This is a genomic window from Peribacillus loiseleuriae, assembly GCF_001183985.1.
In the GTDB taxonomy this organism is placed as follows: Bacteria; Bacillota; Bacilli; order Bacillales; family DSM-1321; genus Peribacillus; species Peribacillus loiseleuriae.
In genome coordinates this window covers 413,257-436,300 of record NZ_LFZW01000001.1, presented here as the reverse complement: position 1 = coordinate 436,300, position 23,044 = coordinate 413,257, and the positions used below count along the sequence as shown (strand labels likewise).

General features: G+C 38.8%; 25 protein-coding genes. 2 read left to right on the top strand and 23 right to left on the bottom strand.

Annotated features, from left to right (window positions below; genetic code table 11):
• Window positions 1-105: 105 nt before the first annotated feature.
• From AC625_RS27465 to AC625_RS01995, 13 genes are all read right to left on the bottom strand, one after another.
• Entirely contained in the window at window positions 106-600 is a 495-nt protein-coding gene (locus AC625_RS27465; RefSeq protein ID WP_049679769.1) for an SEC-C metal-binding domain-containing protein, read from the bottom strand.
• Window positions 601-999: 399 nt separating this feature from the next.
• On the bottom strand, window positions 1,000-2,064 hold the full coding sequence (locus AC625_RS02050; RefSeq protein ID WP_245644898.1) for a toxic anion resistance protein: 1,065 nt from the start codon (window positions 2,062-2,064) through the stop codon (window positions 1,000-1,002).
• On the bottom strand, window positions 2,055-2,711 hold the full coding sequence (locus tag AC625_RS02045; protein ID WP_049679768.1) for a 5-bromo-4-chloroindolyl phosphate hydrolysis family protein: 657 nt from the start codon (window positions 2,709-2,711) through the stop codon (window positions 2,055-2,057). The genes AC625_RS02050 and AC625_RS02045 overlap by 10 nt, the downstream gene beginning before the upstream one ends.
• A gap of 446 nt (window positions 2,712-3,157) precedes the next feature.
• A complete protein-coding gene (locus tag AC625_RS02040) occupies window positions 3,158-3,733 on the bottom strand; it encodes an undecaprenyl-diphosphatase (RefSeq protein WP_049679767.1) in 576 nt (191 codons plus the stop codon).
• A 158-nt stretch (window positions 3,734-3,891) separates the two neighbouring features.
• Window positions 3,892-4,335 (bottom strand): PepSY domain-containing protein, encoded by a 444-nt coding sequence (locus AC625_RS02035; protein ID WP_049679766.1) that lies wholly within the window; start codon window positions 4,333-4,335, stop codon window positions 3,892-3,894.
• Between the two features lie 592 nt (window positions 4,336-4,927).
• Window positions 4,928-5,335: an SET domain-containing protein gene (locus AC625_RS02030; protein ID WP_049679765.1), complete on the bottom strand. Its 408-nt coding sequence runs from the start codon at window positions 5,333-5,335 to the stop codon at window positions 4,928-4,930.
• Between the two features lie 206 nt (window positions 5,336-5,541).
• Window positions 5,542-6,366 (bottom strand): urease accessory protein UreD, encoded by an 825-nt coding sequence (locus tag AC625_RS02025; protein ID WP_049679764.1) that lies wholly within the window; start codon window positions 6,364-6,366, stop codon window positions 5,542-5,544.
• Window position 6,367: 1 nt separating this feature from the next.
• Complete coding sequence (ureG, locus tag AC625_RS02020; protein ID WP_049679763.1) at window positions 6,368-6,979, bottom strand: urease accessory protein UreG; 612 nt, start codon at window positions 6,977-6,979, stop codon at window positions 6,368-6,370.
• 24 nt (window positions 6,980-7,003) lie between these two features.
• Window positions 7,004-7,690: an urease accessory protein UreF gene (locus tag AC625_RS02015; RefSeq protein WP_049679762.1), complete on the bottom strand. Its 687-nt coding sequence runs from the start codon at window positions 7,688-7,690 to the stop codon at window positions 7,004-7,006.
• Window positions 7,683-8,138 (bottom strand): urease accessory protein UreE, encoded by a 456-nt coding sequence (gene ureE / locus AC625_RS02010; protein ID WP_049679761.1) that lies wholly within the window; start codon window positions 8,136-8,138, stop codon window positions 7,683-7,685. The genes AC625_RS02015 and ureE overlap by 8 nt, the downstream gene beginning before the upstream one ends.
• Before the next feature lie 10 nt (window positions 8,139-8,148).
• Complete coding sequence (gene ureC, locus AC625_RS02005) at window positions 8,149-9,861, bottom strand: urease subunit alpha (RefSeq protein WP_049679760.1); 1,713 nt, start codon at window positions 9,859-9,861, stop codon at window positions 8,149-8,151.
• On the bottom strand, window positions 9,858-10,181 hold the full coding sequence (gene ureB, locus AC625_RS02000; RefSeq protein WP_049679759.1) for an urease subunit beta: 324 nt from the start codon (window positions 10,179-10,181) through the stop codon (window positions 9,858-9,860). Before ureB ends, ureC begins: the two co-directional genes overlap by 4 nt.
• Before the next feature lie 23 nt (window positions 10,182-10,204).
• Complete coding sequence (locus tag AC625_RS01995; RefSeq protein WP_049679758.1) at window positions 10,205-10,507, bottom strand: urease subunit gamma; 303 nt, start codon at window positions 10,505-10,507, stop codon at window positions 10,205-10,207.
• 222 nt (window positions 10,508-10,729) lie between these two features.
• Here AC625_RS01995 and AC625_RS01990 point away from each other — a divergent pair, with 222 nt between their 5' ends.
• The gene (locus tag AC625_RS01990; protein WP_049679757.1) at window positions 10,730-11,674 is read left to right on the top strand and encodes an urea transporter; all 945 of its coding nucleotides are present in this window, start codon (window positions 10,730-10,732) and stop codon (window positions 11,672-11,674) included.
• A 261-nt stretch (window positions 11,675-11,935) separates the two neighbouring features.
• On the opposite strand, the gene AC625_RS01985 is transcribed toward AC625_RS01990, so the two are convergent.
• The 8 genes from AC625_RS01985 to AC625_RS01950 form a co-directional block, all read right to left on the bottom strand.
• Window positions 11,936-12,943, bottom strand: coding sequence for a histidinol phosphate phosphatase domain-containing protein (locus AC625_RS01985; RefSeq protein WP_049679756.1), 1,008 nt, complete (start codon window positions 12,941-12,943; stop codon window positions 11,936-11,938).
• On the bottom strand, window positions 12,937-13,725 hold the full coding sequence (locus AC625_RS01980) for a DeoR/GlpR family DNA-binding transcription regulator (protein ID WP_049679755.1): 789 nt from the start codon (window positions 13,723-13,725) through the stop codon (window positions 12,937-12,939). The genes AC625_RS01985 and AC625_RS01980 overlap by 7 nt, the downstream gene beginning before the upstream one ends.
• Entirely contained in the window at window positions 13,722-14,726 is a 1,005-nt protein-coding gene (locus AC625_RS01975) for an ABC transporter ATP-binding protein (RefSeq protein WP_049679754.1), read from the bottom strand. Before AC625_RS01975 ends, AC625_RS01980 begins: the two co-directional genes overlap by 4 nt.
• Window positions 14,723-15,502: an ABC transporter permease gene (locus AC625_RS01970; RefSeq protein WP_049683543.1), complete on the bottom strand. Its 780-nt coding sequence runs from the start codon at window positions 15,500-15,502 to the stop codon at window positions 14,723-14,725. Before AC625_RS01970 ends, AC625_RS01975 begins: the two co-directional genes overlap by 4 nt.
• Window positions 15,499-16,335 carry an ABC transporter permease gene (locus tag AC625_RS01965; protein ID WP_049683542.1) on the bottom strand — a complete coding sequence of 279 codons (837 nt, stop codon included), beginning with the start codon at window positions 16,333-16,335 and terminating at the stop codon, window positions 15,499-15,501. The genes AC625_RS01970 and AC625_RS01965 overlap by 4 nt, the downstream gene beginning before the upstream one ends.
• Window positions 16,336-16,355: 20 nt before the next feature.
• On the bottom strand, window positions 16,356-17,180 hold the full coding sequence (locus AC625_RS01960) for an alkaline phosphatase family protein (protein WP_049679753.1): 825 nt from the start codon (window positions 17,178-17,180) through the stop codon (window positions 16,356-16,358).
• Window positions 17,170-18,279, bottom strand: coding sequence for an ABC transporter substrate-binding protein (locus tag AC625_RS01955; protein ID WP_049679752.1), 1,110 nt, complete (start codon window positions 18,277-18,279; stop codon window positions 17,170-17,172). The genes AC625_RS01960 and AC625_RS01955 overlap by 11 nt, the downstream gene beginning before the upstream one ends.
• Window positions 18,280-18,717: 438 nt before the next feature.
• Window positions 18,718-18,990 carry a phage holin gene (locus AC625_RS01950; protein ID WP_082191229.1) on the bottom strand — a complete coding sequence of 91 codons (273 nt, stop codon included), beginning with the start codon at window positions 18,988-18,990 and terminating at the stop codon, window positions 18,718-18,720.
• Window positions 18,991-19,635: 645 nt separating this feature from the next.
• On the opposite strand from AC625_RS01950, the gene AC625_RS01945 reads away from it, so the two are divergent.
• Window positions 19,636-20,847 (top strand): ROK family transcriptional regulator, encoded by a 1,212-nt coding sequence (locus tag AC625_RS01945; RefSeq protein ID WP_049679750.1) that lies wholly within the window; start codon window positions 19,636-19,638, stop codon window positions 20,845-20,847.
• A 100-nt stretch (window positions 20,848-20,947) separates the two neighbouring features.
• Here the strand turns inward: AC625_RS01945 and AC625_RS01940 are convergent, their stop codons facing one another.
• Together AC625_RS01940 and galE are read right to left on the bottom strand one after the other, a co-directional pair.
• Window positions 20,948-22,039: a M24 family metallopeptidase gene (locus AC625_RS01940; RefSeq protein WP_218971209.1), complete on the bottom strand. Its 1,092-nt coding sequence runs from the start codon at window positions 22,037-22,039 to the stop codon at window positions 20,948-20,950.
• A gap of 11 nt (window positions 22,040-22,050) precedes the next feature.
• Window positions 22,051-23,043 (bottom strand): UDP-glucose 4-epimerase GalE, encoded by a 993-nt coding sequence (gene galE / locus AC625_RS01935; protein ID WP_049679749.1) that lies wholly within the window; start codon window positions 23,041-23,043, stop codon window positions 22,051-22,053.
• Window position 23,044 lies beyond the last annotated feature (1 nt).

Here is a 23,044-nt window from a genome sequence, read left to right as displayed (position 1 = left end):
CTCATACTCTTTGCACAGTTTATCATTCTACATACGCCCTCATCTAAACTGTACAGAATAGTCCTAGGTTCTAACCCTTTCATTTGGGACATCCTCTGCGTTATCTTATGCAATCCCGCAGCATTTTTTGTATTTCTTTCCGCTGCCGCAAGTACATGGATCATTTCTTCCAATTACATTCTCATTTATAATCGGTGTCTTCGACTCTTTTGTTATGATATTATGACCTTCCAACTTCATTTGCGCATACCGTTGTTTGAATAACTCTACAACTTCAGGACTATAGTTTAATGCCTCTGCTGCAACCTCGTTTGCCTTCTGTTCTGAAAGATTTCGATCTTCAATAACCATTTCACCGTTTTTAAACGATTTTCTCACGCCGAAATGACGCCCTGTAGCTTTCGAATTCTCGTCTTCTTCAATAAATTTCAGATAAACATCATCACAATGGCAAGCTGCATGCATGCAATAATAGTCGTAAATCCAATAGGTTTTCCCCTCGTACTTGCTTTTCAACGCAATATTATCCTGTATTCCAAACACATCTATATACTTAATCGACTTGCCATCTAATATTTCTGATGCACTAATCGTTCTCATTATTCACACATCCTATAAAATACTTATTTCTTTAGTATTGTATCCCCTATTTGACATTCAGTCATCTATTTATCTCCAAGCCTAGGCAAATGGTTATTTATTCAAGAATATGTCAACATTACGAAGCTAACTCAAACCTAAAAATGCGTTTATGCAACGGAGAATGAACTTTAATTGAAAGGCGTGTGAAACCATAGTTTCACACGAATAAGCCAAAATTTTTTTAACAACAATATTGTTTAACACAGCCAATTGAAAAAAAGAAAGGCTTAACTCACCTTTCTCTTTTCTGTGGAAAAGGGGCAGGCTTCGCAAAATCAGCTCCACCCCCGGCTATACAATTTAAGAACCTGAACCTTTTTCAGCGCTTTAGTTGGATACAGATGCCCATGGATGCTTTTATTTTTCCGATAGCTTTTGTTTTAACGCTGTTTCAATGGAACGAAACTCCTGCTCGACATGTTGGCGGTTTGAGTTGCCTTCAGCTTGGATTATTAATGATTCAGCTAAGGTTGACCTTAAACTTTCATGTGTTTGCGCTAGTTTTTCCAATTCATTGTTTGTCACAAATAATTTCTCCGTTTTTTCAGAGACCTGTTTGTTGGCGCTAGCTGCATGATTTTGTCTCAAAAATGAGAAAGCAATCGACATTTGATTCTTCCAAAGGGGAATCGCCGTCATGATCGATGATTGGATTTTTTCAACTAGCAATTGGTTTGTATGCTGGATGAGACGAATTTGCGGAGCACTTTGCAAAGTAATTTCTCTACTTATCTTCAAGTCATATACGCGTTTTTCTAGTAAATCTGTATATGAAAGGATATCGTCTAACTCCTGCTTTTTTAGAGGGTCCGTTTCCATTTTTGCCACATGCTCTGCGGTTGGAATTGAATTTCCATGTAATTCTTCAAGCTTTAATTCTCCTGCCGCGATGTAAATGTTGAGCATATGAAAATACTCTTTGTTGTGCTCATATAATCGGTCAAGCATGACAATATCAGCTAACAGGATGTTCTTGCTTCGGCTCAATTTCACACTAATGCGGTCAATTTGAGCGCTCGCCTTTTGAAATCGGGACATCGTTTCCTGTGGAGATCTTGTTTTTTTTCTAAACCATCGTTCAAAAAAAGATTGACGAACAGGCGTCAATTCATCAGGGTTCACTTCGTTTAGCTTCCCAATTAAATCAGTTAAAATTTCACCGATTTCACCAATATCCTGCCTCTGTACTTGATCAAGCATCGTATTCGAGAAGACAAGCAATTTAGATTGTGCAGGCATCCCAAAAGTGACTAACGCCTGACGATTATTCAATCGTAATTCTTGGACAATCTGTAACGCCTTTTGTCTGCTATCTTCTGAAATTGTATCAATTACCTTCTTCCCCTCACTTGGAAGTTCTGTAGCAAAGGGATGTGTGACTATACTCTGATCGAGACTTCTCTCGTCTTCACTCATTTCCATTTCTTGCTCCCAGTAATCAAACTTGATTCTTTCGTGTTTTTGATCGTTTGCTTTGCGACATCAATTTCGAAATCAAGTTCTTGAATATCATTCGAAATCACTTCATATAGATCTTCTTCAACTGTTTTCGTTAGTTTTTCTAATGTTCTCCGTGTTTCAATTAACGAAAGATCCAATTCTTTATTTTTCTTCGGCTGCGCCGCTAGAAACACATATTTTTCTGCCAATTCCAAAGTAGAATCCAAGTGAGAGAAGTAAAACTGTTCTGCTTGATAAAACCGTTTCGGCTCTTTTTTCGTTAAGCTGTAAATCTTTCTGATCATCCTCACAAGCTCAATTCTTTCCTTTAAAGAAGGAATGTGTCGAATCGATAATAGCGCTTTACATGCTCGAAAGACCTTAGATTTCGCTTCTTTTACATTTCCTTGGATATATCGATACTCTTTTCTACTTAGTCCGTGTTTCTTCAAAAAACGAGCAGTCATATAGATGGAACTCGCTCCAAATGCAAGAACGCCACCTAATACAGACCAAATTGTAGACAGTATAATGGTCTGACCAAATCCATACACACACACTGGCCATATGATTACAGCAATAGGACCTGAAATAACAATTCCAGCAATGGAAGTTACTAATCGGTTCATCGCATCGACACCCCTAACCTAATTTCTATCCTATTTATACGTTTCGTTCATAAATAAGTTTCATTTCTTCTAGGATAAACGATATATGATTTATGCCATTCCTGCAAATTTTTTAATAAAAGGCTTTGTTAATTAACTCTGTTGATTTTCAACTCTTTTTAGCTCTGGCTTCAGGACTACCTTCTCACTTTGCTGAAAGGCATGAAAAACTGCGGCTCCTCTCAAATGAGTCAAAAAAGAAAAGAGCAAAGTCACTACAGCCTTGATATGGTTTAGCTACTTAGACATGTTTCATTATAGGTGATTCGGGATTGCGATTAAACCGTTAAGATTTGTTAATGCTGATGACACTCTTTGTGTATAAAAAATTCCTTATCCTGCGAGACATACCAAAAAGAAGGGAACGACTTGTTTAAATCGTTTCCTTCACTTTTAGAAATTTAAGTTCAAGAAGATTTATTAGATTTGTTTCTTTGGCTAAAAATCGAGTCATATATAGAAATAATCCAGTTTACAAGCGGGTCGAACAATCTTGATAATTTTACAATCACATAAGCTACGGCAATTGCCACAATTAAACTGCCTACTACGTCAAACGGATAATGAAGCCCCGCCCAAATACGAGAAAAGCCTGTTAATAGGGCTAATATAAACATGGGAATACCGATTTTTTTATATCGAAACCACATGGCGATTGCAATCGAAAAAGCGCCTGTCGAATGATCACTAGGAAATGAAGAATCTGCAGCATGCGGAATCAAGGTTTGAATGTGATGTGTGACAAATGGACGCGGCTCAAAGTAAATGTGCGCAATCAGAACATTTACAACTAACGCAAGGACTCCTGTTCCACCGGCATATAATACAGCACGTTTCATGGCTTTACCGCCAAATATCCAAAGAATGATAAGGGTCAATGCAAACATGTAAATAGCATTATTCGTTATAAATACCATCGAGTTATCTAATGCATGATTATAGCCAGATAGATTATGGATGCTTTTAAATAATTCGTAATTCATATAATCATCCTTTTCTTTTATTTTTCTAAAATTCGTGGAAGCTATTTCATATAAATGAAATAAGGGACTCCCTTTTACTGTTCGTAAAAGGGAGTCTTATAATCAATTATGGATAACAAACATTCATAAAAAACTCTTTGAACACTCATTTTTGAATATTAGTTATTTTCGGCTGTGTTATCATCATTGACTTCTTTATCATGATCCTCGGCTTCATTACCATTTTCATTATCATTTTCGGCTTTTGTAATTTTACCGGTTTTGGCATCCACTTTCACATCATAGCTTTTGCCGTCCTTTGAAACTACGTCAACACCATATACAACCGAACCATCTTCATCTTCTAATTCGACCTGTTTTACAGTGCCACCTTGATATTGTGCCAAAACTGTTTTTGTCGCTTCATCTTGAGTGATAGAAGCTTCTTTTTGTAATTTTGCTTGTTCATTTGAATCTTGCTTCTCTTCTGTTGCTGTCTCCTCTTGGTTTACGGTTGATGTTGGTTGAATGGACTTTTCTGGTTGAATAGCATGTACACCAACAGCTCCTCCACCCACAACGCCTAATGCTAATACAGATGCTAATAATTTTGTTCCAATCATTTATTATTCCTCCTCATTTTATAGAGCATGTCTTGCCTCTTACGAATCCAAGAATACACCTTATTACTTAAATTCCCATGTAAAAATAGTTAAGGTAGATTAATAAGAAAATTAAAAATTTCTAATAATGGTACAGCCAATTTGGGGATATTTGAACGCTTACCGAATTACAACATAAACAAGTCGATTTCCTATAAAAGAATCGACTTGTTTAGAGATATCGAAATGAAATGATTCAGGTTGAGATAATTGAAACGGATTGTACCTATGATTATGTTAAGAACTATTTTGGAGCTATATTGTCGAAAAAGGGAATTATTTCTCAGGCAATATTCCCTCTAAATCAACACATTTCTTGACATCTACTTTCCTACTTTTCCTTTATTCACAAACGTTCCATTCAAAAAAGGTTCATATTAATTAATCGATTAATTAATATGGACTTTTGTCATTCCAACTAGAAATTTGCCATTATTTTTGAGGTTTCCATAACGACGCGCGTGAAACCTCAGATATCTAAAAAAAAAGATAAAGATACGAAGCACCATTCAAATTTTGAATCCCGCCTCTTATCTTCATCTTTCCCATTCATTCAGTTCGTTTCTGCTTTGCTACTTTCGTTATCTTCCATATTAAACCATAGAGGTTCATTATCATCTACATCACCATTATAGTTGATTAAAATCTCTTCACCGGCTTTTATATCAGTGTACGCATAAAAGTCAAACGTGTGGTTCTTAAAATTAATATCATACGTTGCATTCGGCGTGTAGGAGTGGTTAAACAACATTCCATACCCTAAAAGGATGGCCGTGTGGTTTACACCATACTCAAATGCGTAATCTGCAAGCAACGTCTTCTCGATATGTTCATGTTCCTTATTAGGGTAAGAAATAACCGGCGCCTCATGTACAAGCTCACCTTTTGCTATATCACGTGTTGCAAATACCCCTCTATTGAACTCCCCATCGCTGAGTGTGGAAGTCTTTATCTCAATCATGTAAGTCACCTTCGCCTTCTTTTCTATGGAGTTCATTATCTACTTAAGTTTGCCAATTGAATAGGAATTTAGCAACTGTTTTCTTATATTCGTTTTAATCCGCTGTCTATCAGCTATTATTTCCAGATAAGGAGGTATTCAGATATGTACCATTGTTATCACATACAAAAAAGAAGCATTGGCATAAGCCTCAACTTCTTTAAACATTAATATTTTCTAAGAAAACTTGGCCTTTTTTGAAACCATTCTTCACTGATCATACAATGACACTCCGTAAATAATTGTTCAATGGTTTGCGTCAAGTTCGCTAATACTCTTAAGGTAAATCCTTTTACCGGAAGTAAAGAAAGACCGATCTCATATGCATTTGTTTTCGAATTCAGGGCATGATATAACCGATCAAGGAGATCCGGGCTCATTTGTTCACTAATGACCATCATGGATCCTAAATGTGAGAACCCCTCCATGAAACCAAGCGCTTCTATATTTTGAGTTGCTGGATTCAACTTAATATGATCAAATGAGATCAGTTCGTCATCCATATAAATTTCATTGATTAATTGAACCTTATCATAACTAAACCGTTCGCCATTAGGAGACCATCCCGGAGTAATTATATCTGAATAGAGAAATGTAGCGCCTTTCTCCATGTGAATCACATTCTTTTGTTTATAACGTGCATGTTGATATGCGATCAATGGATCAGGAATATACTCCAAATAACTGCCCGCTTTAAGAAATATTTCTGTTTCCTGATATGCATATGACTGTGGTGTTTTATAAACTTTTGTTGCGGATTGTGTGGTTAAGGTTACTCTTGCTTGTTCCTCCAATGCAATGTGCAAATGATAGCGATCTCCATCTAAATAGCCGCCACCTGGGTTTAAAATATAATAACAAACTTGTCCAGAATCGTCGTGATATACTGGGCGCATGACTTTCAATGCGCCCTGGAAATATACATTCTTTGCTACAGTTTTTCCAAGTCGTTCTTCAAGGTCTAAACGTAATTCACCTGTCCAGTCTTTCATTTTAATCTAGCCCTTTTAAAAGCACATTTTTCTTAAGCCAATCTATGACTTGGTCAAGCCCTGTATTATCCTTTAAATTAGTAAAAACAAATGGTTTATTTCCACGAAAAGTCTTCGTATCTGACTCCATGACTTCCAAGCTTGCACCAACAAAAGGGGCCAGATCTGTTTTATTAATAATAAATAAATCAGATTTAATCATCCCCTGCCCACCTTTTCTTGGGATTTTTTCACCTTGGGCGACATCAATAATATAAATGGAGAAATCAACAAGCTCAGGGCTGAACGTTGCCGCAAGATTATCGCCGCCACTTTCAACAAAAATAAGCTCAACATCTGGATGTTTCTCGATTAATTCATCAATGGCAGCAAAATTCATAGAAGCATCTTCACGAATCGCTGTATGAGGGCAACCGCCGGTTTCCACCCCAATAATACGGTCAGCAGGCAGAACGCCATTTTGCATTAAGAATTTTGCGTCTTCTTTTGTGTAAATATCATTCGTTACAACCGCCATGCTAAGCTCCCCTTCCAAATGCCGGGTCAGCTTTTCGACAAGCATGGTTTTCCCTGCTCCAACAGGTCCTCCTACCCCAATCTTTATAGGTTTCATATAAAGCACTTCCTTTCTTTCATATTAAGACATGAAAATACGAATATTCACACGCTCATGTTTCATTTGGGATAACTCGAGCCCTGGTGAAATGATGCCAAAATCCTCATTATCCAAGTTCTGAATTTTTTCTGTTGCCGCTACTAATATTCCTTGAAATTCCTGAATGATTTTCTGCCCAGATGTCTGCCCTAAAGGAATAGCTCGGACTGCGTTTTGGACAAGACTTGAAACAGTGGAATACAAATAATAAAGGGTTGTCGTTGATTGCGGAACCCCTAAATGATGTCCGATCATTGTAAAAACAATCGCTGGATGTCCAAAAGATTGTTTCTCTTTTATACGTTTTTTATACTGTAAAAGAATAGGCATATCATATAAAGATTCTACGAGATTTAACATACGTTCACCCATTCTTTGTGTCCCTTCTCGCGTTTCACGAGGCAAATTTTGCACAGTCAGCATTCGATCTATCTTCCACACTTTTTGGAAATCTTCGTTCTCTAAAGCCTCATATATAATATGAGAAGCAAGCCCATCTGCATAGACGAGCTGTTCATTCAAATAAACATGAAGCCACTCAGAAAATGTGGCTTGATCATGCACTTGATCTTCTTGAATATAACTTTCTAAGCCATAGGAATGACTAAAGGCACCCGTTGGAAAATTAGAGTCGCAAAGTTGAAATAGAGAAAGCGTGTGATCAGTCATGGCTATGCCCAATATGCCGAAATGCCTGTTTCACTTTCCTGTCTTCGCGTCTGTAAGGAATTTTCAGTTCTTTTAGTAAATCTTCTACAAGATAATCGTATTGAACGAGCATTTCGTTTTCTTCAAATTGTGCAGGTAGGTGACGATTCCCTAATTGATGAGCAATCGTTCCCATCTCTTGCAACGATTGTGGGCTAATAATCAATAGATCATCAGATAAGACATCAATGATTATCATGTTATGATCATCCATATATAAAACATCACCCGCGACAAGGTCACGGGGATCTTTCAAACGGATCCCTATTTCCTTGCCGTGATCAGTTGTCACCCTTTGAATGCGTTTCATTAAATCGGCGCTTTCGAGATAGACCTTCTCTTTATGGCGTTTATCCAGTTCTTCTTTTGCCATTTGATCAATATTGGTAACAATTTTTTCAACAATCAATACATTCACCTCAAAATAAGAAATATCGTTGGGCCATCGGTAATTTTTCAGATGGGCTACCCGTAATTAATTCCCCATTTACCCTTACCTCATAAGTTTGTGGGTCCACTGTTATTTCAGGCGTTTCGGAATTAAGCTTCATATCCTTTTTTGTTAATTTCCGAATGCCGCGAACAGGTAAAATCAATTTTTCTAATCCTAATTTTTCATGCACTTTATCATCAAAGGCAGCTTGAGATATAAAAGTAATTGAACTTTTTGACAAGGCTTTTCCTTCTTGCGCATACATTGGGCGATAAATCATCGGTTGCGGTGTCGGAATGGATGCATTGGCATCTCCCATTAAACTCTCGACTGCAAATCCATTTTTCAAAACCATTTCAGGTTTTACTCCGAAAAATGCCGGTGACCAAAGCACAAGATCGGCAATTTTCCCTACTTCAATGGAGCCTACATATTCAGAAATCCCATGTGCAATCGCAGGATTGATCGTATATTTAGCAACATACCGCTTTGCACGATTATTATCAGCATGCTCACTATCCCCTTGCAACAAGCCTCGATCTTTTTTCATTTTGTCCGCTACTTGCCATGTTCGCAAAACGACTTCTCCTACTCTTCCCATCGCTTGGGCATCCGAACTAGTTATGCTAAATATCCCCATATCTTGAAAAAAGTCCTCAGCTGCAATCGTTTCTTTTCTAATCCGCGAATCAGCAAAGGCAAGATCTTCTGGGATCTTTGGATTTAAATGGTGACACACCATTAGCATATCTAAATGCTCATCAACCGTATTAACGGTATAAGGCAACGTTGGATTCGTTGAGGCTGGCAGTACATTCATATAGCTAGCTGCTTTCATTAAATCTGGAGCATGCCCGCCACCTGCACCTTCTGTATGATACATATGGATAACTCGGTCTCGAATGGCTGCCATCGTATTTTCCATAAATCCGCCTTCATTTAAGGTATCAGCATGAACGGCAACTTGAATATCATATTTATCAGCTACACGTAATGCATAATCAAGTGCAGATGCTGTAGCTCCCCAGTCTTCATGAACTTTCAATGCAATGGCACCTGCACGTATTTGTTCAGCAAGCGGCTCTTCAGCTGCAGCTTGTCCTTTGCCTGAAAACCCCACATTTATTGGTAAACCCTCTGATGCTTGGAGCATTCTATGGATATTCCATTCTCCTGGCGTAACCGTGGTCGCTTTAGATCCAGCGGCAGGACCTGTTCCTCCTCCAATTAAAGTGGTTGTACCACCAGTTAATGCTGTTCTAACTTGGGCCGGATTAATAAAGTGAACATGGGTATCGATTGCACCTGCCGTAACAATCAACCCTTCCCCAGCAATGATTTCTGTCGATGCACCAATGACAATATCCACATTATCCATAATTAAAGGATTTCCAGCTTTCCCAATCCCAGCGATTTTCCCGTCACGGATTGCAATATCTGCTTTAACAATCCCTGTGTAATCTAAAATCACCGCATTGGTAATGACTACATCCGGTATTCCATCCCCGCGAGTCACAAGCGGATGCTGCCCCATACCATCACGAATCACTTTTCCTCCACCAAACACGACTTCTTCCCCATATGTCGTATGATCTTTTTCAATTTGGATAAATAAATCTGTATCCGCTAAGCGTATAGAATCCCCTGTCGTTGGACCATACATTTGCGAATATTGTTGTCTTGACATTTTAAAACTCATGATTTGCATCCTCCTTGAACAGATCCATCGACTTTATTGTTAAATCCATACACACGTTGTTCTCCAGCAAAACAAACTAATTCTACTTCTTTTTCATCCCCAGGCTCGAAACGAACCGCAGCACCCGCTGGAACATTCAAACGTTTCCCAAACGCTTCATCACGATTAAATTGTAGGGCTTCATTCACTTCAAAAAAGTGAAAGTGGGACCCTACCTGGATTGGACGATCCCCTGTATTGGTTACTGAAAGTTTGTATAAGGTTCTTCCCACATTAATAATAATGTCTTCCTCTTTTAAAAAAAATTGACCTGGTTCCATTTAATTATGCCTCCCGTCGATTCTTATCTAACCGGACTATGTACGGTCACTAATTTCGTTCCATCAGGAAAAGTAGCTTCCACTTGAACATCGTGAATCATCTCTGGAACACCTTCCATCACATCTTCACGAGTCAATATCGTTGCACCATATTCCATCAATTCTGCAACTGTTTTTCCATCCCTAGCCCCCTCTAACATTTCATATGTAATAAGTGCAATTGTTTCCGGATGATTTAATTTCAACCCTCGTTCTCTTCGTCTCTTAGCCAAATCCGCAGCCACGACAATCATAAGTTTATCTATCTCACGTGGTAATAGTTGCATCGTAATCCTCCTTATTTTCATGTAATTACCAATAGAATCTTTCTTAAATAAGAAAATACTAAGGGCGTAGATATTTTTTGTGTAAAAAAACTGACATATATATCCTTTCCATTTCAGTTATATTTAAACGCCACCTCTCTTTATATTTAGGTTTTTATTTTATTTATGAGAATTCGTATCTAAGTGGAAGAAGAAAGCAAGTCTTATCGAGAGGAGATTGTTATGAAAAAAAAGAATAGCATTTTATCAATTGAGGGATCACTTTTTTCATTCACCATGGCCTGTTTAAAAGGCATCTCTCAAGTCATATTGATTGAAAATGCAAGGACTGGAGCCTTAATTTTACTTGCCATTACAATTTCAGATTATTTCTTAGGTATTATGACTATTTTTTCAGCAATTATAGGAACACTTATCGGAATAATAGGAGGGGCAGATAGTAAGAGCGTAAATCAAGGGTTATTTGGATATAATTCCGTGCTAACAGGAATAGCTCTCACTGAATATTTAGACGGACCGCATCAGTGGATTATTGCCTTAGTAGCGTCTGCTATAGCAGCACTCTTCACAGCCGCCTTGATGCATATTATGAAAAAAGTAGCACTTCCCATCCTTACCTTTCCATATTTCATCGCGACATGGTTTACATTGCTCGCTTCATACCGATTGAAGACTTTCCGTTTAAGTGCAGATTTAGAGCCTCAATCATTAGCCAATTGGACACTAAACATATCCGGGAAAGGCAATTGGTTGGAAGGAAGTTTTAAAGGGATTGGACAAATTTTCTTCCTTGACCATACTCTAGCTGGAGTTATCCTATTTATCGCTATATTTCTGGCCGGTTGGAGATTTGGTCTCTATGCCATTATCGGAAATGTAGCTGCCCTGTTCGTCTCCTACGGATTAGAAGGGGAACATGCCCTCATTTTTATGGGATTGTACGGATACAATGCGATCTTAGCCATTTTAGCAGTATCAGTCGTATTTAATTCGGAAAGCATCAAATTTTCGCCCATAACAGGGATCCTTGCCGCTTGTTTGACCGTACCCATCATGGCCGGCCTAAGCACCTTGCTTTTGCCCTATGGTCTTCCATCACTGACAATGCCTTTCGTCCTCAGCACCTGGCTTATTTTAGGGGCGAAGAAAATTTTGCCAAAAATATGATAAAATACTATTAAAAAAATCAAAAAAAGCTTCTCGTAAAACATTACGGGAGCTTTTCTTTAAAAACTAAAACAGCATGTATCAAGAATTGGCATAATTAATAAATCAAAAAAACAATCATTGATCCTTGGGGACAAAAAATTATTTACTCAACACAAACGTATGAACCGAGGAGATACTTCGATATACAACTCTCCTGAATTATGGAATAATAACTATTTGCGCTAAACATAAAAGCTCGTCGAAAAAAACAGAACCATTTTACTGGTTCTGCACTAAAATTCTTTCTCTTTGGTTAAAGGTTGCTACATGTGAGACGCCTACTTGTTGCAACAACTTTTTGTTTTCTGCCACATATTTCCCAAGATCATCTGGAAAATGTGAATCGGAAGAAAGAGTAATAGGTACACCTTTCCCCACAATCGTTGTTAAAAAATCAACAGATGGGCACATTTCTTTAACTGGATATCGATAGTATAAACCCGCATTCACTTCTGTGGCAGTATTCGTCTCTTTTAATGCTTCAGCAATCCGTTCATACCATTTATGATTAAAGGAGTCATTATTCACTTTAAAATTAAATACTTTTAAATTATCTAAATGGGCAATAAAATCAAACATATTAGATCGAATCATCTTTTCAACCGTTTCATAAAAACGTGTATATAGTGCTTCTAAATTCAACTTTTCAAAACGAGATGCGGTTTGTGGATTATCAAATCCCCATCCATCCACAAAATGAACAGAACCGATCACATAATCCCATGGCTTTCCTTCTAAAAGTGCTGCAAGTTCCTGCTCTTGTCCGACAAAATAATCCGCTTCAATCCCTAGCCTTAATGAGACACCTTCTTTTTCCCAACGTTTTTTTGAAGCTATAATCGATTCAACGAAATCATCCATCTTTTCCGTCATGACATTCTTTAACCAATCTGCTTGCAGTTCCCCGATTGAATCGGTCGAATCTAAATTTAACGCTTTTTCAAAATAATTTTTTGTTTCTTTAAAACGATACAAATGATCGACAATCCCGACTTCTTTCAGACCGATTTGCTTGGCCTTTTTCAAGTATAAATCCAACCACTCTTCACTATAGCATCCGGCGTTTAATCGCTTTTGAAGCTGAATCATTTGATTTTCAATTTTTTCTCTGGAACCATGCTCCAGTACTTCATTAGTTTGAAAATGCTCCATTGCTTTCGCCGTACGTTCGAGCCAAGCAAATGAATAAGGTCCTTCTTCTAGATGTACGTGATAATCGATTAGCATTCCACTCGACCCCTCTTTGTTATAGTCCATTGTTTATACCATTCTTGCCACTCTTTCGGACAAGATTGATCACTTATTACCTCAGCGAATTGACTAGCCTGTCCGAATGAAAAGTAAGACGGAACGCCTATTTTCGATGAATCCGTAAGCAAAATATTCTTCTTGCTGATTGCCATCATTTTCGCGGATACAAGCGACTCTTCTAAATCATAATCATAGATCGTATCTGCCACGATTCCCCCGCAGGAAATAAACGCTTGATCCACATGCATATGATTTAACCACTCAAGTGTCATAGCACCCGAGACAGAAGATTGTGCAGGGTTCGTCAAGCCACCTAACATAATGACCTTTCCTGTCATTCTTTTCTCTTCAATCGCTTGATTAAAACGATCGGCTGCTGCAAGCGAATTCGTCACAACCGTTAAGTTCTGTACGTTTTGAATAAAATCAGCTATATGAACGGTTGTCGTTCCAACATCAATGGCGATTGTATCACCATCTTTAATACGCGATGTCGCCACTATAGCAATTTGTTCTTTTTCTGCCCGATTCATATCAAGCTTTCGTAAAAAAATCTGTTCTTCTTCTAGTTTTGTATATAAAACAGCTCCACCATGTACTCTAGTTAACCGTTCCTGTTCTTCTAGCTCAGTCAGGTCCCGGCGAATCGTTTCTGGCGTAACCGAGAAGGTTGTCGCCAGTTTTGCAACAGATACACGTTTCTCCTCATTTACCCATTGAATAATTAGACGTTGGCGTTCTTCCTTTAATTCATTCATGATAAAGCAATAACATCCTCTGACGCTACGAATAATGGATACTCCACACCTTTTTCAAATGCAGAGGCTTGGTGATGCAATTGTTCCGTTGTAAATTGCTTATTGTCTGCATGAAAAATTGTACGAATCACATTTCCATTCATAATAGAATCGCCAGCAATGGCATGTAATTTGTAAGCAGAGGGTTGAGGTTGTAAATGAATGGATTCTGGACGAATGGCATATTTATCTGCAGACACTACTGCATTTTTCCCTATTAACTTTCCTAGTTGTTCCTTTGAAAAAACATTATACCGACCAATAAAATTAGCAACAAATTCAGTTTTAGGCTGTGTATAAATTTCAGAAGGTGTTCCTTCTTGTGCAATTCCCCCCTGATTCATAACGAAAATTCGATCAGAAACGGTCATTGCTTCTTCTTGGTCGTGTGTCACGAGAATCATGGTCATTTTAAGCTCACGTTGAATCGTTCGAAGTTCAACTTGCAAATGTTTACGGATTTGAGCATCCAGTGCACTTAATGGTTCATCGAGCAACAGTACTTTCGGACGAACAACGAGGGAACGAGCAAGTGCAACCCGCTGTTGCTGCCCACCGGAAAGCTCATGCGGATATGCCTCTTTTTTCTCTTGTAAACCAACGAGATTGATCATTTTCTCTACTTGTTCTGCCACTTCTTTTGCTGGTTCTTTGCGCATTTTCAAACCAAATGCTACATTTTCATACACGGTCATATTCGGAAATAAAGCATAGGATTGAAACACCATACCTACTTGCCGATTTTTCGGAGGGACTTTCTTCATGTCTTTTCCATCTATCATCACATTGCCGCCCGTTGCATCTGTTAGTCCGGATAAAATGCGTAGGATCGTACTTTTTCCGCAGCCACTCGGGCCAAGTAACGTGACAAACTCCCCGTCTTCAATGTTCATATCAATTCCAGAAAGAACATGTGTATCTTGATATTGTTTATGAACGTCTTTTAATACAACATTACTCATGTTCGTCTCATTCCCTTCGCCTTTTTCATTACTGTCGCCATCACTAACGTCAGAATACCCATCAACACGATGTATACAAACACAATCGCACTCGCAATATGACCACTTGTACTTAATTTCGTCATTAAATAAATCTGAGCCGTTTCGAATCGTGAACCAACAACGAGGTTAATCAAAACAAATTCACCAAATAAAACAGAGAAGGATAATAGGCTTGAGACAAATAATCCTGGATAAACCGATGGTAGCAATACTTTTCGGAAAGCATCCATTTTTGAGGCTCCTAATAACTCCGCCGCATCCATCAATTGCCGACCTTGTACATTACGTAAGCTATTTCGTGTTCCTTGATACATAAACGGAAGTACACTAATGACATATACTCCTGTCACAGCGAGGATCATGGGTAGACTCGTCCCTGAATAAAACCGAATGATACCGACTGATAAGATAATACCTGGGAAGGCATATACCATCACAACACTTGCCTGAAACCATTTTTCCAATGCTGGGAAGTATAGAACAATGACAAAAATGGCTGGCACAATAAACAAAATCGAGATGAAAACAGCACCACCTGAAAGAAGAACAGACCTGCCGAACGCTTCTACAAAGCGAGTATCTTGAAATAGGGTACGAATCCATTCGAACGTTAATCCTTCTGGTAAAATGGTTTTATTCCATTCTGTTGAAAATGCATATAACGCTGTCGCAAGAATCGGTAAAGCTAAATAGATACCGATTAGGATTAGCATGACGATTGTAAATTTCTTCATCGTTTCAACAAATCCTTTCTCGTTTTCTTGATAAGCCATTCACTCAGTAACATCCCGATAATCATAATTACACCAAGTAAGACGGCGATGGCACTCGCTAATTCTGGTTGCGCAAAGATATCCCCTGAAATAAGCGATCCAATACGAATGGCTGCTAAATTATAATTACTTCCTGTTAAAGCATATGCAGAGGCATACGCACCCATCGCGTTGGCGAACAAAATCGTGAATGTCCCTGCAATACCAGGAAGTATAATGGGCAGGCCGATTTTTCTCCAAAACATGAGCGGTGAAGCACCTAATAACGCAGCGGCATCTTTCCATTGTTGCTGAATTCCATAATAAATTGGATAGAGAAGCATGATCGAAAGCGGGAGTTGAAAGTAAATATAGATGAGCAATAGCCCTGACCAGCTATAAAGAGAAAAAGATAAATCCCAGCCAAATGAATCAAGCGCCAATGTAAATAAACCACTATTTCCCAGCAAAACAATAAATGCAAACGCAAGCGGTACACCTGAAAAATTAGATGTTAAATTAGATAAAATTAATATCCTTTCCCGTACTGGTTCGGAAAAATTCGTCATCGCGTATACGCCTAACAACGAAACGACTAACGCGATGAACGCTGACACGACAGACAAAGCTAAACTGTTTTTAAACCCTTGTAGAATATAAGAACTAGATAACGCTTCTTGATAATGTTCGAACGTAAATCCATCACTATTTGAAAAACTACTAATTAACATAGAAGTAAGCGGTACGAGAAAAAAGAACGTCATCAACAAAGCGAATGGTACTAATATGAGCAATACTCCTTTTTTTCCAGACATGTTCATGATGTCTCCCTTCCTTAGTCGACTAGGCCAGGTATGAGTAGAGGGACCATCGCTTCTGATGGATGGATTCCGAGCAAATGACAAGCAAGTGGAGCCATTTGCAGCTGTGAAACAATCTGATTTTGAACAATCGGCTTTACTTTTTTAGAAGCAATAAATAATGGAACATGGCGATCATTTGTTGTATTCCCACCGTGATTCCCATCAACTGTCATCCCATGGTCAGCTGTTACGATGATGTCATAACCGAGATCCATCCATTTTGGCAAGGTAAGAGCCAATAGGGCATCTGTAGCTAAAACACGATTTCGATATTGCACAGAGTTAGCTGTAAATTTATGGCCATCATCATCTACATTCATCGGGTGAATATAGAGAAAATCTGGGTTCTTTTCAGAAACAAGCCACTGTGCTTCAGCGAATAAATGACTATCTGGATAATGATCTTCAAAATAAAACAGCCCATTTTCAATCGGTGCATCTTTGGCCAATTGAATTCGATCGACACCATGACGAAACGGCGCATGATTATACAGTTCACTCACCCAATAATAAGCCGCAGCAGCGGTTGTCTTCCCACTGCGTCTAGCTAGATGAAACAGACTTTCTTGCGTCGATAATCGAACGACTCCATTACCGACGATTCCATGGACTAAAGGGGGTGTTCCAGTCAAAATGGTTTCATAAAGCGGCCTAGATAGTGAAGGTACTTCCGACTTCACTTCATAACGTGCGACCTTCCCTTGTTCAACAAGATGTTGCATAAATCCCATATGCGAACACGCCGTCTCAAAACGAAGCGCGTCTACTACGATCATAATTAAACGATTATTTGACATGGATTAACACCTGCTCTTGCCACATTTGAGGAATCTTTTTCGTTGTATCTTCCCAAGCTTTTTGATCGCCAACAGGCTGTGCATTTTTATACATATTTTCTGGTAATAGCAGGGATTTAACTTCTTCTGGTAACTTCACATTTTCGCGAATTGGGCGTGCATACCCTTTTGCTAAATTTTCTTGCCCTGCATCCGAAAGAATGTATTCACGAGCTAACATAGCAGCATGCGGGTTCTTCGAATATTTGTTAATAACCGTTGCATAGCCAGATGTTACAGATGCCTCTTCCGGAATCGTTATGTCGAAACGCTTTGCATCAATTTGTTGGCGATAGCCTAATGCATTAAAATCCCAAAGTAAAGCAACATCAATTTCACCTTTTTCTAGGTTAGCAACACTTGGATCCCCTGCCGATAAACGACCTTGTTTTGCTAATTCCGCAAAGAAATCAATACCAGGTTGAATATTCTTTTCGTCTCCACCGAAAGCATACGCAGCTGCTAATATAGCAAATTGTGCTTGGTTTGCTGTTAACGCATCACCAATACTCACTTTGTAATTCCCATTCTTTAAATCGTCCCATGATTTTGGGGCGCTTTTCACATTATTCTTGTCTGAAATAAAGGCCATCGTACCTGTATAGCCAACAACCCAGTCTCCATTATCATCTTTGGCCCATTTTGGAATGTCATCCCAATAAGACGTTTTATAAGATAATGTTAAGTTTTGTTCCTCTGCAATCGGTCCAAAGGCAATTCCAACATCACCAATGTCAGCTGTCGCATCCTTTTTTTCTGCTGCAAATTTAGCTAACTCCTCAGCACTGGACATATCTGTATCTGAATGTTTTAGTTTATATTTTGTTTCTAAATCGCTCCAAGTTTCACCCCAGTTTGCCCACGTATCCGGCATCCCAACTGAATTAACTTCGCCCTCTTTTTTTGCTTTTTCTTCTATTTGAGTCAATGTCAAATCATTATAATTACTTTCTTTTCCTGCACTTGGACCTTTAGAAGTATCGTTTGATGAACACGCCGCTAACATTGATATAGCCATTGCACCTATTATTCCTTTTTTCCAATTACGATTCCAAGACATTGTTTTCCCTCCAGAAGATATTTGTTTTTGTTTTGTATTACACTATGAATATACAAAACAAATATTAAGCAAAAATCATTCCCACAATAAGACTGTGTAAATTTCAATTTACAGAACATTTACATCCAACATAGGAACCAAAAATAAAAGCACAAGTACCTTGGTTCAACCTAAAGGTTTTTGTTCTCGAGTGATTGGCTGCTTGTACTGGATGCAGATAGACCAACTAAGATATCCACATATTAAATTATGTATATTGGTTTTCCTAAACAATAAAAAAGGCGTGTCGAACCTATCATGTTATCGATAGAACTCGACCACATGATAGGTTTGGCACGCCTAGACATCTGATAAGAGTGTAGCCACTTATCTTATTGCTAAAATACTATGGACTACACCCATACTAAATTAGAGTGATTTTTCTAGTATTAAAACATATTACTGAGGTTGGTCATATTGTTTTGCTCTCTCGCTGTCCTTTAATCCTTTCGTAGTTGGATCAATCACACTACCTATACCAAAGAACGTAAGAGCAATAAAGTTAACAATCCCCAACAATCCATTCATCGCATCTTCAGTCAGTGAAAAACCAATAGGATGAATATATGTGTTAATAAATGCTGCAATCATTTGTACAAGAATTAAAACGCCAGGTATGAATACAGTAAAAATAAAGATTGGATTTTTAAAACGTACTTTCCAGTTAATCATTTTTACACCTCCCATTATACAAAACTCCTATGACGTTAAAACGCCACCATTTACTATGAAGGATCCATCCTATGGCACGCTACACTCACCTTATCAAAATGGTGGCGGTGCGTAGCCGGAATTTCGGATGCTTTCTCGATAAAATCCGTATATCTGCAAAGTAGATTGGTTATAGTAGTAAGTTGCGAAGCCCGTCCCCATGTCCTTCATACAAAAAGCTGGAGCATAGCTTATAAGAAACAAATTGATTTTGCTTATCGAAATATCTCCCTTTTTGATAGTCTATGTTGCTTGTCTTATTCGGTTTAGGCTTATGAAGGATGGCGAAGTTTTTTACTTTGTTTTTACCATTTATCTGTGCAGATATTATGAATATGTTCATTTCATCAGATAGAGGACAAAAAGCTGTTTAGACATCTATCATGATTAAAGCTGTTATGAACCGTGGATGGATCGTTTCTGAAAACCGCGATGAGCATCGTATGGGAAGATACTTGAATCAATTGAAACCTACCATTTTTTGCACTTCTTGATCTAACTATTGCAAAACTATATCGTTCGCTTAATAAACCTTTTTGCCGTTTATAACATTATAGTTTATAATTATATTTAATTAACTATATATGCCATTCAGGAGGCAAGGAAATGGAACCCAATATTGTAACAGGCAGCTTCCAATTAATGAAGTCTTTAAATAGATCCGTTATTTTGAATACCATTCGTAAAAAAGGGGCCATTTCGAGAGCCGATATTGCAAAAACTACAAAACTTACTCCTCCAACCGTTAGCAATCTTGTAAAGGAGCTACTTGAAACAGAAATGATCATTGAAACCTCCTTAGGTGTTTCAAGTGGGGGCAGAAAACCGACACTACTAACGTTGAACAGTGAAATGTTTCATGTTATAGGCCTCGATATAGGTTCCCATCATCTCAAAATTTTACTGACCGACATAAATGGCAGAATACGAAAAAAACAGATTCACCCTATACCAGACTCCATAACAAATGAAGGTCTGCTTGATTTAATGATTACGTCTATCTATACCATCCAAAAGAATGAACAAATAGATCGTGACAAGATCATCGGGATCGGAATTGGGATGCACGGGATTGTTGATGTTGATCAGGGTGTTTCCATCTTTGCTCCCAACTTAAAATTAAAAAATATCCGTGTTAAAGATGTCCTAGAAAAAGAATTTCAAATGATGGTTCAAGTTGAAAATGATGCAAGGGCCATGAGCCTTGGGGAACTTTGGTTTGGAAATGGTCATGGTAATGATAGTATTGTCTGTATTAATGTCGGTAGAGGAATTGGTGCTGGAATCATTATCAATGGACAAGTGTTCAGGGGCGAACACTATATTAGTGGAGAAATCGGCCATATGGTCATTGATCTTAATGGTCCGAAATGCACTTGCGGCAATTATGGGTGCTTACAAACATTCGCTTCCGGTCCCGCAATTGTTGAAAGACTCAATAAAGAATTGAAACTTGGAGAATCTAGTATCCTTAAAAACAAGGAAAACGAAATCGATGGTGAAGTCATTTATCAGGCTGCATTAGCTGGAGACCTGTTAAGCCAGAATGTATTAAATAAAGCAGGACGTTATCTTGGTGTGGGAGTTACGAATTTAATTCATATCGTAAATCCAAAACGGATTGTGATTAGCGGAGGGGTTTCAAATGCCAAGGAATTTATTCTTGAAAGCGTAAAGGAGACGATTGAACAGCGTGCATTGACCGATTCAGCGAAGCAGACGGAGGTCATCATCTCAAAGTTTGGAGAGGACGCCACTGTCATGGGTGCGATTGCATTAATCCTTTCTCAATTGTTTGCAACCCCTAGCAATAATTAACATCTCATATTCTCTTATTAAATAAAGCCATCCAATTGAACAGGCTACGATACACATGAAAAGCCGGCCATACCTATGGCCGGTTTTTCATGTTCTTGATTTAGCGTACCAGAATATCCGGTCGTACATACGTTTCACCATTGTAATTTACCCTTAAATATACCCATTCCCCAGTGTAAGTAAGGTACTCATTTTCTTCCTTGCCGACAAGGAATGTGTCCTCGGATTTAATGCCACGGATGGCAGGATTCCAAGCAAATGCCTGATTTTCCAGAACTGTTCCTTCTGCATTTGGAGTTGCAAGGAATTCTCGGCTCGCATAACCCGTTGGCCCGCCTTGATGCAGAAAGCGCCAGTCTTCGCCATATCCTACTTCCTCATACTTAGCAAACGCTGTCTTTAGTACATCCTTGATAGCGGCTCCAGGTCTTGTAGCTGCATTCATCGCCACATCAATCTGAACTAGCTTTTGCTTGTTTTCATTTAGTTCTGCAGGCAGTTCACCAAAATGAACGAAACGAGTAACGTTTGCGACGAGCCCCCATTTTTCCGCACAAAGAACAATCATTGCATAATTAGCTAATTTTTTCTCTGTTGGAATCGGGTGGCGGTATTTAAATACTCGTTCATCGGTTGATACCAGAATGAGTTGGGGATTAATCCCTTCTTTGATAACTTTTTCTGCCAGATGAGCCTGAATCTCAAACTCCGTCCATCCTGGTTGAACTTCACGGCATGTTGACTCAACTGCCATCGCTGCCTGTTTGGAAAGCCAACGGTACCGATCAATCTCATCACTAGTAAGCGTGTATCGAAGGCTAGTAAGCTCATATCCGAAATCTAGGAAGTCTCCGCTCGGTACATCGCTGGCGATTTTTTTCCCTTCAGTTAGTCCTTGTACAATGGCGTCCTGATCTTCATACCATTCTAGGGTAATAAATTCATAGCCAAGTCCTAAAAGCTCCTCGTCATGAATTCGCGCTGATTCCATTTTTGAAGTAATGCAGTATTTTTCATCAGCAAAAATTAATAAATCTGCGACACCGTTTTCTGTTGTATTGACAATATGGTTATCCTTCCCGCCAGTGATCCAGGCAAAGTTGCTTCGTTTTCGGAAAAACACGCCGTCAATCTTTTTCTCGTTAATAAAATGTTCCACTTTCTCAAGCGGTGTTGCCATTTTCGTTTCCATATTTCTCCCCCCTACTTTTTATCTTCGTAACCATTGGGATTGGCCTGATGCCAGTTCCATGCGGTTTCAATAATGGTTTCCAAGTCGTTGAACCTCGGCTTCCATCCTAAGATAGCCTGTGCTTTCTTTGAGGATGCAATCAATACAGCTGGATCACCTGCACGCCTTGGGCTTACCAACTCAGGGATTGGATGTCCAGTCACGTTCCGAGCTGTCTCGATGACTTCTTTTACTGAAAAACCCTTTCCGTTTCCAAGATTAAATACTTCACTCGCCTCGCTTATGCGTAAATGCTGAAGGGCGAGCCAGTGTGCATTCGCAAGATCCATCACATGAATGTAATCTCGGATACAGGTTCCATCATCAGTAGGGTAGTCAGCACCAAAAATACCGATTGACTCCCGCTCTCCTAAAGCAACTTGAAGGATAATCGGGATTAAATGGCTCTCAGGTTGATGGTCTTCCCCAATCTTTCCGTCCGGATGGGCACCTGCCGCATTAAAATAGCGCAGAGAAATAGACTTTAGTCCGTACGCACCATCACACCATCTGAACATTTTTTCCATTGCCAGTTTGGTTTCACCGTATGGACTTGTTGGATTAGTCATATCGGTTTCCTTGATCGGAATCTGTTTTGGTTCTCCATAAGTAGCTGCAGTAGATGAAAACACAATTTTCTTGACACCATGCCGAAGCATAGTAGATACAAGTGTATGAGAAGCAATTAAGTTATTTTCATAATAATCTAATGGATGTGAGACACTCTCCCCAACTAACGAACTTGCCGCAAAGTGAATAACAGCTTCAATTTCATGGCTTTCAAAAACATGGCTTAGAAAACTGCGATCACGAAGATCGCCTTGATAAAATTGGCCTCCTACAACGGATTGTTCGTGGCCAGTTCTTAGGCTATCAATAACAATCACTTCTTCACCTTGATTCAATAGCTCTAATACTGTGTGACTGCCAATATAACCCGCTCCACCAGTTACTAAAATCGCCATC